This is a genomic window from Micromonospora sp. C28ISP2-4, from assembly GCF_030519385.1.
In the GTDB taxonomy this organism is placed as follows: Bacteria; Actinomycetota; Actinomycetes; order Mycobacteriales; family Micromonosporaceae; genus Micromonospora; species Micromonospora tulbaghiae.
In genome coordinates this window covers 184700-200272 of the sequence record NZ_JAUMKG010000007.1, presented here as the reverse complement: position 1 = coordinate 200272, position 15573 = coordinate 184700, and the positions used below count along the sequence as shown (strand labels likewise).

At 70.9% G+C, this 15573-nt stretch carries 16 protein-coding genes and 1 pseudogene; 1 reads left to right on the top strand and 16 read right to left on the bottom strand.

The window, feature by feature from the left end:
- Positions 1–7: 7 nt before the first annotated feature.
- The 4 genes from Q3W68_RS24415 to Q3W68_RS24400 form a co-directional block, all read right to left on the bottom strand.
- Positions 8–1036 carry a low specificity L-threonine aldolase gene (locus Q3W68_RS24415; RefSeq protein WP_302907681.1) on the bottom strand — a complete coding sequence of 343 codons (1029 nt, stop codon included), beginning with the start codon at positions 1034–1036 and terminating at the stop codon, positions 8–10.
- The gene (locus tag Q3W68_RS24410; protein ID WP_302907680.1) at positions 1029–2435 is read right to left on the bottom strand and encodes a class II 3-deoxy-7-phosphoheptulonate synthase; all 1407 of its coding nucleotides are present in this window, start codon (positions 2433–2435) and stop codon (positions 1029–1031) included. Before Q3W68_RS24410 ends, Q3W68_RS24415 begins: the two co-directional genes overlap by 8 nt.
- 57 nt (positions 2436–2492) lie before the next feature.
- Complete coding sequence (locus Q3W68_RS24405) at positions 2493–3023, bottom strand: hypothetical protein (RefSeq protein ID WP_302907679.1); 531 nt, start codon at positions 3021–3023, stop codon at positions 2493–2495.
- A gap of 173 nt (positions 3024–3196) precedes the next feature.
- Positions 3197–4831, bottom strand: coding sequence for a glycosyl hydrolase family 18 protein (locus Q3W68_RS24400; protein WP_302907678.1), 1635 nt, complete (start codon positions 4829–4831; stop codon positions 3197–3199).
- 143 nt (positions 4832–4974) lie between these two features.
- On the opposite strand from Q3W68_RS24400, the gene Q3W68_RS24395 reads away from it, so the two are divergent.
- Positions 4975–5463: a glutathione peroxidase gene (locus Q3W68_RS24395; RefSeq protein WP_302907677.1), complete on the top strand. Its 489-nt coding sequence runs from the start codon at positions 4975–4977 to the stop codon at positions 5461–5463.
- 72 nt (positions 5464–5535) lie between these two features.
- Here Q3W68_RS24395 and Q3W68_RS24390 read toward each other — a convergent pair whose 3' ends face one another.
- From Q3W68_RS24390 to Q3W68_RS24335, 12 genes and pseudogenes are all read right to left on the bottom strand, one after another.
- On the bottom strand, positions 5536–6339 hold the full coding sequence (locus tag Q3W68_RS24390) for an SGNH/GDSL hydrolase family protein (RefSeq protein ID WP_302907676.1): 804 nt from the start codon (positions 6337–6339) through the stop codon (positions 5536–5538).
- A 51-nt stretch (positions 6340–6390) separates the two neighbouring features.
- Positions 6391–6963: a GNAT family N-acetyltransferase gene (locus Q3W68_RS24385; protein ID WP_302907675.1), complete on the bottom strand. Its 573-nt coding sequence runs from the start codon at positions 6961–6963 to the stop codon at positions 6391–6393.
- Positions 6964–6971: 8 nt separating this feature from the next.
- Positions 6972–7322 (bottom strand): DUF2203 domain-containing protein, encoded by a 351-nt coding sequence (locus Q3W68_RS24380; RefSeq protein ID WP_302907674.1) that lies wholly within the window; start codon positions 7320–7322, stop codon positions 6972–6974.
- 54 nt (positions 7323–7376) lie between these two features.
- Positions 7377–9017 (bottom strand): ammonium transporter, encoded by a 1641-nt coding sequence (locus Q3W68_RS24375; protein WP_302907672.1) that lies wholly within the window; start codon positions 9015–9017, stop codon positions 7377–7379.
- A complete protein-coding gene (gene yut / locus Q3W68_RS24370) occupies positions 8995–10065 on the bottom strand; it encodes an urea transporter (RefSeq protein ID WP_302907671.1) in 1071 nt (356 codons plus the stop codon). The genes Q3W68_RS24375 and yut overlap by 23 nt, the downstream gene beginning before the upstream one ends.
- Positions 10066–10081: 16 nt before the next feature.
- Complete coding sequence (locus tag Q3W68_RS24365; protein WP_302907670.1) at positions 10082–10999, bottom strand: urease accessory protein UreD; 918 nt, start codon at positions 10997–10999, stop codon at positions 10082–10084.
- Complete coding sequence (gene ureG / locus Q3W68_RS24360; RefSeq protein WP_013287653.1) at positions 10996–11625, bottom strand: urease accessory protein UreG; 630 nt, start codon at positions 11623–11625, stop codon at positions 10996–10998. The genes Q3W68_RS24365 and ureG overlap by 4 nt, the downstream gene beginning before the upstream one ends.
- Before the next feature lie 36 nt (positions 11626–11661).
- The gene (locus Q3W68_RS24355) at positions 11662–12339 is read right to left on the bottom strand and encodes an urease accessory protein UreF (RefSeq protein ID WP_302907669.1); all 678 of its coding nucleotides are present in this window, start codon (positions 12337–12339) and stop codon (positions 11662–11664) included.
- An 18-nt stretch (positions 12340–12357) separates the two neighbouring features.
- On the bottom strand, positions 12358–12921 hold the full coding sequence (ureE, locus tag Q3W68_RS24350; RefSeq protein WP_013475749.1) for an urease accessory protein UreE: 564 nt from the start codon (positions 12919–12921) through the stop codon (positions 12358–12360).
- A gap of 59 nt (positions 12922–12980) precedes the next feature.
- Positions 12981–14699: an urease subunit alpha gene (locus tag Q3W68_RS24345; protein ID WP_302907668.1), complete on the bottom strand. Its 1719-nt coding sequence runs from the start codon at positions 14697–14699 to the stop codon at positions 12981–12983.
- Between the two features lie 185 nt (positions 14700–14884).
- A pseudogene (locus Q3W68_RS24340) lies at positions 14885–15220 on the bottom strand (urease subunit beta); the annotation flags it as partial.
- Positions 15221–15263: 43 nt separating this feature from the next.
- On the bottom strand, positions 15264–15566 hold the full coding sequence (locus tag Q3W68_RS24335; RefSeq protein WP_013287657.1) for an urease subunit gamma: 303 nt from the start codon (positions 15564–15566) through the stop codon (positions 15264–15266).
- Positions 15567–15573: the final 7 nt, after the last annotated feature.

The window sequence follows — 15573 nt, the reverse complement described above, 5'->3', positions numbered from 1 at the left end:
CCGAGGGTCAGGCGCGCAGGGCGGTGTTCAGAATGGCGGCGGCGCGGTCGATCTGCGCGTCGGTGACGTCCAGGTGGGTGACCAGCCGGGCGGTACGCGGGCCGAGCACCGAGATCAGCAGCCCCTCCGCGCGTGCGGCCGCCGCCAGCGCGTGCGCGTCCAGCGGGTGCTTGGTCAGGTCCAGCGGCACGATGTTGGTCCGTACCACCGCCGCGAGCACCCCGTGCGGGGCGACCGCCTCGGCCAGCTTGGCCGCCTTGGCGTGGTCGTCGGCGAGCCGCTCGACGTGGTGCGCCAGCGCGTACCGGCCCGCGGCGGCGAGGATGCCCACCTGCCGCATGCCGCCACCCATCCGCTTGCGCAGGAACCGCGCCCGGGCGATCTTCTCGGCGCTGCCCACCACCAGCGAGCCGACCGGCGCGCCGAGGCCCTTGGAGAGGCAGACCGACAGCGTGTCGAACAGCACGCCGTACTCGGCCAACGGCACCCCGTCGGCCACGTGCGCGTGCCAGATCCGCGCGCCGTCGCAGTGCAGGGCCACCCCGTGCTCGTCGGCGACCTCGCGCATCCGGCGCAGCGTCGGCAGCGGGATCACCCCGCCGCCGCCCCGGTTGTGGGTCTGCTCCACGGCGATCGCCCGGGTGGGCACCGCGAAGTAGCCGTCCGGCCGGATCATCCCGGCGACCACGTCGGGGTCCAGCTCCGCGCCCACCGCGGGCCAGGTCCGCGAGGAGATCCCGCCGTACGCGGCGGCGGCACCGACCTCGTACGTGACCACGTGCGCGTCGGCGTCGCAGAGCAGCTCGTCGCCGGGCGGTACGTGCAACTGGAGCGCGATCTGGTTGGCCATCGAGCCGCTCGGGGCGAACAGCGCCGCCTCGTGACCGAACAGCGCGGCGACCTCGGCCTCCAGCGCGGTGACAGTCGGGTCCTCGCCGTAGACGTCGTCGCCCACTTCGGCGGCGGCCATCGCCTCCCGCATCCCCGGCGTCGGCCGGGTCACGGTGTCCGTCCGCAGATCGATGACCTCAGCCACGGAGCATCTCCGCCACCAGGAACGCCAACTCCAGCGACTGCTGGGTGTTCAGCCGGGGGTCGCAGGCCGTCTCGTACCGGTCGGGCAGGTCGAGGTCCTCGATGCCCTGGGCACCGCCGAGGCACTCGGTGACGTCCTCGCCGGTCAGCTCGACGTGCAGGCCACCCGGGTGGGTGTCCAGGCCGCGGTGCACCTCGAAGTAGCCGAGCACCTCGTCGACGATCCGGTCGAAGTGCCGGGTCTTGTAGCCGTTGGAGGACTCGTGCGTGTTGCCGTGCATCGGGTCGCACTGCCAGACGACCTTCGCGCCGGCGGCGGTGACCTTGGCGACGATCGGTGGCAGCGCGTCCCGGACCCGGTGGTTGCCCATCCGGCTGATCAGCGTGAGCCGGCCGGGGATGTTGTCCGGGTTGAGCTTCTCGCAGAGCTCGATCGCCTCGTCCGGGGTCGTCGTCGGGCCGAGCTTGACGCCGATCGGGTTGGCGATGCGGGAGATGAAGTCGATGTGCGCGCCGTCGATCTGCCGGGTCCGCTCACCGATCCAGAGGAAGTGCCCGGACAGCCCGTACGCCTTGCCGTTGGAGATCCGGGTCAGCGCCCGGTCGTACTCCAGCGCCAGCGCCTCGTGCGAGCAGTGCAGCGTAACGGTGCGCAGCGCCTCGTCGTCGGTCATCCCGCAGGCCCGGATGAAGGCCAGCGCCCGGTCGATCTCGCGGGCGATCGCGTCGTAGCGCTCGCCGGCCGGGGACTGCCGGACGAAGTCCTTGTTCCAGTCGTGCACGGCGTGCAGGTCGGCCAGCCCGCCGGCCAGGTACGCCCGGAGCATGTTCATGGCGGCGGCCGAGTTGGCGTACGCCCGGATCATGCGCTGCGGGTCGGCGACCCGCGCCTCCGGCGTGGCCTCCAGGGAATTGATCATGTCGCCGCGGTAGGCGGGCAGCCCACGGGCGTCGGTCGGCAGGGACCGGGGCTTGGTGTACTGGCCGGCGACCCGGGCGACCTTGACCACCGGCAGCGACGCGCCGTAGGTGAGCACGATGGCCATCTGGAGCAGCGTGCGGGCGTTGGCGAGCAGGTGGCTCTCGGTGTTGTCGGCGAAGGTCTCCGCGCAGTCACCGCCCTGGAGCAGGAACGCCTTGCCCTCGCAGACCAGCGCGAGCCGCTGCCGCAACTGGTCGACCTCGTAGGGCGCGACCACCGAGGGCACCGTGTCCAGCACCCGGCAGACCTCGGCGACCTGGGCCGGGTCGTCCCAGGGCGGGGTCTGCGCGCGCGGCAGCTCCCGCCAGCGGTCGAGGCCGAGGGCCGCGTCCTCGGCGGAGTCGGCGGTCGGGCGGCTGGTCTGCAGACCAGGGCTGCCCACGGCGGGGTGACTCAGCTGATGCCACTCATGGCGCATGAAGGAAAGCGTACGGCGACCGTCGCGATCACTCGCCGCCGAGGGGGATGGTTCCGGTCACTGGGAGGAAACCGGCGAGGGCGCCGTCGCCGGCGGCGGCGGCTCCGCCGGGTCGGCGGTCGGCTCGGCCGCGCGCTCGCCGGGCGCCTCGCCGGAGATGCACCAGTCCGCGCCGTTGCGGGTGACGGTGAACAGCAGCGATCGGGCGGCCTTGCGCGAGCCGGCGGCAACAGTGATCGAGGCGCTGACCTCCTGGCCGTTCGGGCCGGGGCGGACCTGGGTGATGGTCGCCTCGGGCACCGTGAAGTGGTCGGCGAAGTCGCCGTTCGGGCCGGTGGCGGCGGAGTCGAAGGCGGCGTGCATGGGCGCGCAGAGCTGGCTGCGGCCGGCGGCGGCGTCGCGGGCGGTCAGCGCGTCCAGGTACGCCTGCACGCGTTCCCGGCTCTTGGCCGCCGCCTCCTCGGCCGGTGCCTTCCCGCTGGGCGGGGTGTCGCCACCCTGGCCGCCCGAGCCGCAGGCGGCCAGGGCCGCCGGCAGGAGCGCGAGGAGGGCGAGCCCGGCGAACCGGCCCCGGTGGCTGCGACCCATCTGTCCTCCCGTCGCGTGGACTCGTCGAGCGGCGAGTGTGCCACACCCGGCCCGAGTGGCCGGGTGACTCCCCATCCTGACCCGGATCGGCGCGATCGGCCAGGACGGCACGCGGGCGGGGAGGGGCCGGTGCGGCCCCTCCCCGCCGGGTGGGTGGTGCGTCGGCCCTCGGCTCAGCCGAGACCGCCCTTGATGGCGCCGATCAGCTCACCGTTGCTGGTGTCACCGGAGAGCTCCCAGAAGAACGCGCCACCGAGGCCCTGGCTGTTGGCGTAGCTCATCTTCCCGCCGATGGTCGACGGCGTGTCGTAGCTCCACCAGTTGCTGCCGCACTTGGCGTACGCCGTGCCGGCGACGGTGCCGGTGGCCGGGCAGCTGTTCTTGAGCACCTTGTAGTCCTCGATGCCCGCCTCGTAGGTGCCCGGGGCCGCGCCGGTGGCGCTGCCGCCGGGTGCGGCCTGGGTCACGCCGGTCCAGCCGCGTCCGTAGAAGCCGACGCCGAGCAGCAGCTTGCTGGACGGTACGCCCTTGGACTTGAGTTTCTGGATCGCCGCGTCCGACCAGAAGCCCTGCTGCGGGATGCCCGCGTAGGAGTAGAGCGGCGAGTGCGGCGCGGTCGGTCCCTGGGCGTTGAAGGCGCCGAAGTAGTCGTACGTCATCGGCATCAGCCAGTTGAGGTTGTTCGCGGCGCCGGCGTAGTCGGTGGCGTCGATCTTGCCGCCGTTGCTGCCGTCGGCGGTGATCGCCGCGGTGACCAGGAAGCTGGAGCCGAACTTGCTCCGCAGCGCCGAGATCACGTTCTTGAACGCGTTCGGGCCGCTGCTGTCGCACTGGAGGCCGCAGGCGTTCGGGTACTCCCAGTCGATGTCGATGCCGTCGAAGACGTCCGCCCAGCGCGGGTCCTTGACCAGGGAGTAGCAGGAGTCGGCGAACGCGGCCGGGTTCTGCGCGGCCTGGGTGAAGCCGCCGGACCAGGTCCAGCCGCCGAAGGACCAGAGCACCTTCAGGTTCGGGTACATCTTCTTCAGCTTGCGCAGCTGGTTGAAGCTGCCGCGCAGCGGCTGGTCCCAGGTGTCGGCGACGCCGTCGACGCTGTCCGCCGCGGTGTACGCCTTCTCGTAGTCGGCGTAGCTGTCCCCGATGCTGCACCGGCCGCCGGTGGTGTTGCCGAAGGCGTACAGGATGTGGGTCAGCTTCGCGGCCGAGCCGCTCGTGTGGATGTTCTTGACGTGGTAGTTGCGGGCGTAGACACCCCACTCGGCGAAGTAGCCGACGACCTTCTTGCCGCCGGGCGGCGGCGTGGTGGGCGGCTGCGTGGTCGGCGGGGCGGTCGTCGGCGGCGCCGTGGTGGGCGGCGCGGTGGTCGGCGGCGCCGTGGTCGGCGCGGTGGTCGTCGGCGTGCCGCCGCCGGTGCAGGAGCCGCCGTTGATCGTGCAGCTCACCGGCGCCTTGTACGCGCCGGTGCCGTTGTAGCCCCAGCTGAAGCTGGCGCCGGGGGCGAGCGTCGCGGCCCAGCTCTTGTTGACCGCCACGTAGCGGTCACCGCTGCGGGTGATGTCGGCGTCCCAGGAGCTGCTGATCGAGGTGCCGGAGGGCAGCGTGAACTCGATGCGCCAGCCGTTGACGGTGGAGCTGGTGCCGTTGGTGACTGTCACCCGCCCCTCGTGGCCGGTACCCCAGTCCTGCACCTTTGCGAACGTGGCGGTGACGCTGCCGGCGGCCGACGCGGTGGTCATGGGCACCGCGGCGACCGCGAGCGCGACCACGGCGCCGGCGGCCCACAGGGCCCGGCGGAGCGATCTCTTCATACGGCGTCCCTCCAATAGTTAGGAAACTTTCCAAATTGATTGCTGAGACGCTACTCACGCCGTCACCACTTCGTCAAGATGTCGATGCATCGATTTCACGGGTGGCGCGGGACGGTGGGCGCGAGGGCCCGTAGCCTCGTCCCATGACCGTCTTCGACGTCCAGATCGACGCCCTCACCGGCGGCCCGGCCGACCTCGGCCGCTACCGCGGCCGCGCCCTGCTCGTGGTCAATGTGGCCTCCCGTTGCGGCCTCACCCCGCAGTACGCGGGCCTTCAGGAACTCGCCGACACGTACGCCGGACGCGGGCTGACGGTGCTCGGGGTGCCGTGCAACCAGTTCGCCGGCCAGGAGCCGGGCAGCGCCGCCGAGATCGAGGAGTTCTGCCAGGTCAACTACGGCGTGACGTTCCCGCTGACGGAGAAGGTGGACGTCAACGGCCCGGACCGGCACCCGCTCTACGCGGAACTGGTGTCCACGCCGGACGCCGAGGGGCACACCGGAGACGTGCGCTGGAATTTCGAGAAGTTCCTCGTCGCGCCGGACGGCTCGGTGGCCGCCCGGTTCGGTCCGCAGGTCACGCCCGAGGACAGCGAGCTGCGCGCGGCGATCGAGAAGGTCCTGCCGGCCTGACGGCCGCACCCGTCGCCGGGCACGGCGAAGCGGCACGCCCCCGCGGGAGGCGTGCCGCTGCCGTGGATCGGGTCAGCCGGCGGCGGCCCGGAAGACCGGGTAGTAGCCGCCGGACTGCCCGGCCGCCGTCGGGTGGTACGACTTGCTCAGGCTCAGCACGTTCAGCGCGTGCAGCCACTTCGTCCCGTAGCTGCACAGCTGGTGGCCGACGAAGATGGAGCGGACGTCGGCGAATTTGAAGCCGGCCGAGACGGCGGCCGTGCGGGTGATGTCGTCGAGCAGGTTGATGCCCTCGTTGATCTTCGCCCGGGACGTCGCACTGAGCCCGACGCAGGTGGTGCCGAGCTGGTAGAAGACCGGGTAGCCGACCACCACGACGCGGGCCGAGGGCGAGCGGCTCTTGATGCCGTTGTAGACGTTGGCGAGGCGACCCGGCATCGAGGTCCGGGCCACGTTCATGGCGGACTGCACGGCCGCCACGCACTGGGTCTCCCCCTGGAGCACGCAGGTGCTCATGATGTTGGCGAAGCCGACGTCGTTGCCGCCCACCGTGACGCTGACCAGCGTCGTGGTGGAGGAGAGCGCGGAGAGCTGACTGTTGATGACGTCCGCCGTGGTGGCGCCGGAGCAGGCGACCGAACGGTACGACGCGGGCTTGATGTTGGTGTTGTAGAGCGCCGGATAGGCGTTCGTGCTGCGTAGACAGTTACCGCTCTCGGAGGTGTAGCTGTCGGCGCCGACGCCGGAGGCGTACGAGTCACCGAGCGCGACGTAGCGGTCGGACGGGGACGCCTGGGCGGGGGCGGCCAGAGACAGAGTGACCCCGACCGAGGCGGCCAGGGTCAGGGCGAGGGTGGCAAGACGGGATCTCCGCACGTCGCACTCCTGGGGGCGTGAAGTGGTGGTGAGAGATAGATATCAATAAGATCACGGGGCATGGAAGATCACCGATTTGGGGTCCGGCGCGCATAGCGACTTACGCCTACAAATCGTTGCCGGTTTCGCGAGCGGGATGAAGGATTGTTGCGGCGGGAACGTCAGCCGCATCGCCGGGTCGGCGGTCTCCCGGAAGCCCAGGGCACGGTAGAGCGGCCGGCCGGCCGCCGAGGCCCGCAGATCGACCCGGCGTACGCCCCGGTCCCGGAACCAGGCCAGCAGAGCGGTGAGGCAGGCCCGACTGTGGCCGCGCCGGCGGTACGCCGGGTCGGTGCTGACGTTGAAGACGTACCCGACCAGGCCGCTCGGATCGTCCGGACCGCCGAGCCGACGCTCCAGAGTGCCCACCGCGCAGGCCGCCAGCGACGCGCCGTCCGGCGCGTCGACCACGAAGGCGGCGAGCCACGGATCCGGCTCGGCCAACCAGGTCCGCAGATTGGCCCGGGCGACGTCCTGCCAGCGGCCCGGCGGCGTCGGCACGCCGCTCATGCCGGCGAGCATCAGCCCGCGCAGCCGGACCAGCTCGTCGGCGTCGGACGGCACCGCCCGGCGCGCGTCACCCACGGGCCGGCTCAGACCGGACGGCGGCCGGCGAAACCACACTCGACCCGGTGGTACCACCGGATGTCGGTGTCCCCCTCCAGCCAGCACCAGAGCACCGCCCGGCCGTCGCGCTCACCGGGGAAGTCGAGCAGCACCGGGGCGATCCCCTTGACCGCGATGTCGTGCTGGTGGAACTCGTCCACCACGAGATGCAGGCGCGCCTCCAGCGCCTTCACCTCGGCGAGCCCGCCGAGCACGCTGACGCCGTGGTCGGCCAGATCGACCCGCAGCTCGGCCAGGTCGGCCCGCAGCCGGATCAGCTCGTCGACGCGCGGCCGCAGCGTGGCCACCAGGTGTCGCGCCTGGGCGAGAGTGAACACCGGGCCAGTATGCGGCACCGGACGGACACCGCCGAGCGCGACGCCGGGGCATCGTCAGGATTGGACGCGTTCCGCCTCCTGCACGAACGTGTCGGCCCTCCGCGCCCCCATCCGGTCCAGCTCGTCCAGCACCGCCCCCACCCCGTCCGCGCCCACCAGCACGGTGACGCGCAGCCGGGCGGCGAGGGGCTGGTCCTGCCAGTAGCCGCGCGGCAGCAGGCTCGCCTGCGGTGTCGTCGTCGCCACGGCGGCGTCGCTGACGATGACCGAGATCGCGCCCGCGCGCAGCAGCGCGTCGCGCAGGTCGGCGCTGTTCGCCGCCGGGTCCGGTTCCAGCAGCGCGGTGACCACCCGTACCCGCTGCCCGGGCGGCACGGACGGTTCGTCGGCCGGTGCCGTACCGGTACGGTGGCGGGGCGCGCCCGGCGCGGTCAGGCTGGTCACCCCGCCAAGGTGGTACGCGTCGGCGCCCTGTTGCGCCTGGTCCAGGCGTTCCTGGTCGGCGGGCGGAACACGCAGGCCGATGAGTGCCTGCACCCCGGCGGCGATCAGCCAGGTCAGGACGAAGGAGAACGCGACGACGCTGACCACGCCGACGAGCTGGCGCCACAGCAGGCCGCCTCCGCCGCCGAGGAACAGCCCGTCGGCGCCGAGCGGGTTGACCCCGCGGTTGCCGAACAGGCCGAGCAGGAGCGTGCCGAGCATGCCGCCGACGAAGTGCACGGCGAGCACGTCGAGCGCGTCGTCGAGGCGCAGCAGGTACTTCAGCTTCAGCGCGAAGTGGCAGACCAGGCCGGCCAGCGCGCCGATCGCGACGGCCGACGCCGCGTTGACGTACCCGGCGGTCGGGGTGACTGTGGCCAGGCCCGCCACCGCGCCGGAGACCGCGCCCACGACGGTGCTGTGGCCGTCGGTGACGCGTTCCAGCGCCAGCCAGACGAGCATCGCCGCGGCGGCGGCCAGGTGCGTGTTGAGGACGGCCTGTGCGGCCAGGCCGTTGGCCTGGAGGCCGTCGCCGCCGTTGAAGCCGAACCAGCCGAACCAGAGGATGCCGGCGCCGACGATGGTCAGCGGGATCGAGTTCGGTGGCGCGGCGGTGTGCGGCCAGTCCCGGCGTCGGCCGACGACCAGCAGGACGGCGAGGACGGCGGCGCCGGCGCTGGCGTGCACGACCAGTCCGCCGGCCCAGTCCTGGGTGCCGAACTTCGCCAGCCATCCGCCGGGGTGCCAGAGCCAGTGCGCGATCGGCGCGTAGACCACTATCGACCAGACCGCGAGGAACAGCACCCACCCGCCGAAGCGCAGCCGGCCCGCTGTGGCGCCGGTGACCAGCGCCGGTGTGATCACCGCGAACATCATCTGGAACAGCACGAACGCCAGTGTCGGGATGGTTATCCGGCCATCGACGACGTGCAGGTTGGGCGCGGGCGGCACCTTCAGGTCGGTGAGCCCGAACAGTTCCAGGTTGCCGAACAGCCCGCTGCCGGCGTCGTCGCCGAAGGCGATGGTGTAGCCGACGAGCACCCAGGTCAGGCTGACCACGCCCAGCGCGATCATGTTCTGCTGCAGCATCGCCAGGACGTTGCGGGTGCGGACCATGCCGCCGTAGAACGCGGCGAGTCCCGGCGTCATGAACAGGACGAGGCCGGCGCAGACGAGCACCCAGGCGGTGTCACCCGCGTTCGGAGCGGACACGGTTTCCCTCCTTCTCTCGCAGGTGGACGGAGTCGCGGACGGTGTGCAGGACGGTGTCCTTGACCCGTTCGTGGTTGGGCACCGGCGCGAAGTGCCGGTCGGGCAGCAGCAACAGCCAGGTGGCGATGTTGAACGGGCCGGTCAGCACCGGGATGCCCAGCGGCGTGAGCATGGTGGTCAGCGCCATCTGCACGACAAGCGTCAGCGCGATGCCGAACAGCGTGTAGACGGTCACCAGCGCGCCGGGGCGGTGCGCCACGGCGCCCACCACGATGGCGGTCAGCACCGCGTTGAAGGCGAACAGCCCCTTGTCCAGCGACGCGCCGTCGGCGCCGAACCAGAGCGCCAGCAGTGTCGCGCCGACGGCGCCGATCACCGCGTACAGCGCCGACCACCGGGAGTTGACCAGCAGGGCGACGAGGATCAGCAGGCCGGTGACCCAGCTCTCGATCAGGTAGATCTGGGACACGCCCTTGAAGAACGTCGGAACGAGGCCCCAGTCGAACGTGCCGCCGGCCGACGACCCCTCGCCCGGGAACTTCGGCGTCAGCTTCGTCAGCACGGTGAACCTGTCGAACTGGTACGCCGCCATCAGCAGGAACCAGGTCGTGAGCACGAACGGGAACGTGTAGGCGGTCAGGTTCCAGCGCTTGAAGACGGCGTTGAGGGCGAGCGTGACCACCACCGTGCCGATCGCGCCGAGCACGAGGTAGAGCCACATCAGCGGGCGCTGGTCGAGGAACGTGGGCACCGCCAGCCCGGTCAGCAGCGGGCTGAAGCCGAACAGGCCCTTGCGCCAGCTGGACATGTCGACCCGTAGCGCCAGCGCGGTAGCGGTGCCCACGACCAGGCCGAGCACGCCGCCGCCGAACACCCGTGGCGTCCCGTTCTCGAACGCGCCCCAGGCGAGCGCGATCAGGATGAGCAGGCCGCTCAGCGGATTGTTCTGGAGCACCACCTGCGCGGCGCCGCGCAGGCAGGCGTCGACGAACCCGGCCGCCGGGTTCCGGTCGGCCAGGTGGCGCCAGCCACGTCCGATGTCGGCCATCTCGCTGCCCTCCGGGTCAACGCCAGCTGAAGACCGGCGGGAAGGTGCAGCCGGTCACCTCTTCGCGGGCGGCCACGCAGAACGCGCGTACCGCGGCGCGGACCGGCTCGGTCTCCTGTCCGAGCACCTTGAACACCAGGCCGGCGTCGTTCGGCAGCCGGCTGACGGCGGTGGCCAGCGGTGTCCGCTCGTCCCACACCGGTGTCGCGGTGCGTTCGAAGACCCTCGCCGCCCGGTCCGGGTCGGTGAGCAGCACGACGTTGCCGAAGACGTGGAAGCGGTCCATCATCCCGATCCGCGACACCGGGAAGCGGCCGGGCGTGATCACGAACTTCTCCACGAACAGCGGGCGTCCGTCGGGCCGCTGCGCCCGCAGCGTGGTGGAGAACAGGTCGTACGCGAAGATCTCACCGTCGCGGTAGTACTTGCGGCCGGGCTGGAGCACCTCGGCGTACAACATTGTCGCGGTCTCCGGCAGCCGGACCACCGTGTCGGAGACGAACCGGCTGCGCCGGAACGGGATCACCGGCTCGGGCAGGAACTCCAGGTAGGCGTCGTCGGCCAGGGTGAAGCGCTGGGTCTGGGTGCCGTAGTTGGCGTCCATCTCCTGGATCTTGGTGGCGGCCTGGGTGACCAGGTGTGCCTGCGCGCCCGGCCCCAGGTCGACGTCCATCCGCAGCCGGTCGCCCTGGAGCACGCCGCCGGAGGTGGTGAGGATCATGACGCAGGGCAGGCCCGGCATCTCCTCGTCCCAGTACAGCGCGCGCTGCACCAGCAGCGGGGACTGCCGGAAGACGTCGCGCAGGATGGTCCGGTCCTCGCGCCGCTCGAACCCCAGCCGGAGGATGCCCACCTTGCCGTTCGCGGCGGCCGGCAGCTGCGCCGGCTGGTCCTGGTACGGCGCGAGTTCCCGGACGGAGTCCAGAGTGGTCATGCGAGGACTTCGGCGTCGAAGAGCGCGTTACGGCGGACCAGGTCCACCAGGTCGTCGATGCCCTCGCCGGTCTTGCAGTTGGTGAACACGAACGGCTTGCCGCCGCGCATCAGCTCGGCGTCGCGGGCCATCACGTCCAGGTCGGCGTCGACGTACGGGGCCAGATCGGTCTTGTTGATCACGAGGATGTCGGACTTGGAGATGCCCGGGCCGTTCTTGCGCGGGATCTTGTCGCCGGCCGCCACGTCGATCACGTAGATGAAGTAGTCGACGAGCGCGGGGCTGAAGGTGAGCGTGAGGTTGTCACCGCCGCTCTCGATGAGCACGACGTCGCTGTCCGGGAACCGCGCCTCCATGTCCTCCACCGCGGCGAGGTTCATGCTGGGGTCCTCGCGTACCGCCGTGTGCGGGCAGGCTCCGGTCTCCACGCCGACGATGCGTTCCTCCACCAGCACACCGGTCAGGGCGCGGCGGACGTGCTTGGCGTCCTCGGTGGTGACCACGTCGTTGGTGATGACCAGGATGCGCAGGCCCTGCTCGACCAGGCGGGGCACGACGGCCTCGATGATGGCCGTCTTGCCGCTGCCCACCGGGCCGCCGACGCCGATCCGACTCGCTGATTTCATTGTTGAGAAAGCCCTTCAGGTGATGAGCGGGAGCGCTCAGCTCATGAACATCCGTACGTGTGCGTGCTGGTGCGCGCCGGCCAGCACGTCGAGGTGCGGCGCGAAGCTCTGCATGTCGTCGAGCCCGGCGGTCCGCACCTCCTCGTAGTCCTCGCCGACCCGCTCGTTGACCGCGAAGAGGATCGACTGGGTGTCGAGGTGGTCCACCCGCATCAGCCGGACCGCCGCGCCGAGCACCATGGAGGCCGCGCCGTACTGGTGGGCGGCGAACGCGTCCGCCTCGCCCACGCCGAGTTCGGCGAAGAGCACGCCGAGCGCGACCGGGTAGGTGACCGGGACGCCGGCGCCGCTCTCCGCGACCCGCTTGCGCAGCAGGGACTCCCCCACCACCCGTTCGGCGGCCTCGGCCAGCTTGCGCCCCATGCGGACGGTCATGGTCCGCGTCTCCTCATTGATCTTGCGCAGGTGTACGGCCTCGTCGGCCGCCCGGATGCGGTCGAGGTCGCCGGCGCGGGCGGCGCGGTGCGCCACGAGCAGCGCCACCCCGTCACCGGTGGCGGCGGCGCGCGTGACCGTCCGCACGAACTCCTGCAACGTCGTCCGGTCGTGCACCGCGCCCTGCTCGACCGCCGTCTCCAACCCGTTGGAGAAGGAGAAGGCGCCGACCGGGAAGACCGAGTCGCCGAACTGGAGCAGCTTCAGGGCCTCGGTCACAGTGGCCACCCCGGCCCCTCAGTTCAGGTCGGCGGGCAGGTGCGTGTGCGGGGTCGAGTCGGCCCCGCCGAACAGGCGCCGCGACTCGTGCGGGGCCAGGTACGCGATGATCTCGGTGCCCGGGATGAACTCGTGGGTGAGGCCGGTGAACGCGTGGGTCCGCATCACCGAGTCCATGACCTTGCGGTCCACGGTGAGCGGGACGTACATCTTGGTGCCCTTCACCACCGCCGGCCAGTGCTGGTTGCCGATCGCGTGGCCCAGCTCGACGGCCGAGCGGATCACCATGTCCAGCGACTCGCCGTGCAGCGTGTCGAGGTGCACCACCATCACCTCGCCGAGCGCGATCCGGGCCACCACAGCGGTCGCTGTGGCGTCGTCCCAGGCCAGCACGTCGCCGTCACGCAGCCGTACGCCGCGCGCCAGGGACAGCGCCAGTTCGGTGCCGAGGCTGGTGGTCCGGCGCAGCCGGCTCTTCTGGGCGTCCCACTGGTCGAGGACCAGGTCGTCGACCTTGGCCTCCCGGAGCCGCTCGGTCCAGGCCGGCTCGTTCACGTTGCCGAGTACGGTTTCGACGAGCATGTGTTCTCCTTTCACGCGACCCCGCCGCCGGCCCGGCCGGGAGCGGGCACCGCGCCGGGTCAGCTGAAGAAGTAGAGCTGGCTGAGGGGGAGGTTCTTGGCCGCCGGCACCGTCGCGTGCACGCCGTCCATCTTCACGGCGAAGGTCTCCGGGTCGACCTCCAGTTTCGGCAGGCGGTCGTTGCGCACCATGTCCCGCTTGGTCAGGTTGCGGCACCGGTAGACCGGCATGACCCGCCGTTGCAGGCCCAGTTGCTCGCCGATGCCGCACTCGTGCGCGGCCTTCGACACGAAGGTCACGCAGTTCCTGGCGAGCTGGGATCCGGACGCGCCGAACGCCTCCCGGTAGTAGACCGGCTGCGGCGTGGGCAGTGAGGCGTTCGGGTCGCCCATGATCGACCACGCGATCATCCCGCCCTTGAGCACCATCTTCGGCTTGACGCCGAAGAAGGCCGGTTCCCAGAGGACGAGGTCGGCGAGCTTGCCCGGGGCGACCGAGCCGATGATGTGCGAGACGCCCTGGGTGATCGCCGGATTGATGGTCATCTTCGCGACGTAGCGGAGCACGCGGAAGTTGTCGTTGGCGTCGGAGTCCTCGGCCAGCTTGCCGCGGACGTTCTTCATCTGGCCGGCGAGCTGGATCGTGCGCAACCAGGTCTCGCCGATGCGGCCCATGGCCTGGGAGTCGCTCTGCATCATCGAGATGACGCCCTCGTCGAGCAGGACGTCCTCGGCGGAGATGGTCTCGGTGCGGATCCGGCTCTCCACGAACGCGACGTCCGAGGGCACCTTCGGGTTGAAGTTGTGGCAGACCATGATCATGTCGTACAGCTCGGACTGGCTGTTGATGCCGTACGGCACCGTGGGCGTGGTCGACGCGGGCAGCACGTTCATCAGGCCGGCGAGCTTGATGATGTCCGGCGCGTGCCCGCCGCCGGCGCCCTCGGTGTGGAAGCTGTGGACGGTCCGTCCCTCGAAGGCGGCAACAGAGTCCTCGATGTAGCCGCTCTCGTTGAGCGTGTCCGTGTGCACGCTGACCTGCACGTCGTACTCGTCCGCGACAGCCAGGCAGGTGCGCAGCACCGCGGGCGGCGCACCCCAGTCCTCATGGATCTTGAAGCTGGGCACCCCGGCCAGGATCTGCTCCACCAGCGGGGCACGGCCGCTGCTGTTGCCCTTCCCCAGGATGCCGACGTTGATCGGCACGCTCTCGAAGGCCCGCATCATGTTGTGGATGTTCCACGGGCCGGGCGTGATGGTGACGCCGTTGCTGCTGTCGGTGGGGCCGGTGCCGCCGCCCCAGAGGGTGGTGACGCCGTTGCTCAGCGCCGCGTACGCCTGCGACGGCGTGAGCAGGTGGACGTGCGCGTCGATGCCGCCGGCGGTCAGGATCAGGTGCTCACCGGAGATCGCGTCGGTGCCCGGCCCGGTCACCAGGCCCGGGGTCACCCCGTCCATCACGTTCGGGTTGCCGGCCTTGCCGATCCCGACGATCATGCCGTCCTTGATCCCGACATCCGCCTTGACCACGCCGAGCAGCGCGTCCAGCACGGTGACGTTGGTGATCACCAGGTCCACCACGCCCTCGGCGCTGGTGGCCTCGCTGGCGCTGCCCATGCCGTCCCGTAGCGTCTTGCCACCGCCGTACATGACCTCGTCACCGAGGACCCGCAGGTCCTTCTCGATCTCGATGTAGAGGTCGGTGTCACCCAGCCGGATCTGGTCGCCCGTGGTCGGGCCGTACATTCCGGCGTATTCCTGCCGTGAGATCTGACTCATGCGTTATCGCTCCAGCTCTGGCGCGTCTGAGAGTGGCCGGGCTACTTGCCCTTGCCCTTGCCTTGGTCCTGGCCCTTGCCCTGGTCCTGCTGCTGCGACGTGGTCTTGAAGCCGCGCGTCTGGGCCTGGTGGAGCGCCTCTTCCCGGTCCGGCCGGTAGCCGGGGATCGGCCCGTCCCCGGTCCAGCCCTGGACCAGGCCGTTGAAGCCGTACACCCGCTGGGAACCGCCGTACGGGACGAGCTGGACGGTCTTGCGGTCGCCGGGCTCGAACCGGATCGAGGTGGTGGCCGGGATGTTCAGCCGCTTGCCGAACGCCGCCGGGCGGTCGAACTCCAGGAAGCGGTTGGCCTCGAAGAAGTGGAAGTGGGAACCGACCTGGATGGGCCGGTCACCGGTGTTGTGCACGACCACCTCGGTCACCGGCCGCCCGGCGTTGAGTTCCAGAGGTTGGTCGCTGAGCTTGTAGCCGCCGATGGGCCGAAGGTGCTTGGAGTTCGGTCCCGGGTGTTGCTTCGCCATGTCGCCCCCGCTCTGCCGGAGACCACGGCCTCCGGGCGCTGCTCTACTGGATGGGTGAGTGGACGGTGATCAGCCGCGACCCGTCGGTGAAGACCGCTTCGACCTGGAGCATCGGGATCATGTCCGCCACGCCGGGGATCACGTCGTCGGCCGTGAGCACGTGGCTCGCGTCGTTCATGACCTCCTCGACGGTCTTGCCCTCGCGCGCGCCTTCGAGCGCCGCGGCGCAGATCACCGCCACCGCCTCGGGGTGGTTGAGCTTGACCCCGCGCGCCTTGCGGGCGTTGGCCACCATCGCCAGCGAGTGAATCGTCAGCTTGTCGAATTCCTTCGGCGTGAGATGCACGTCGCGA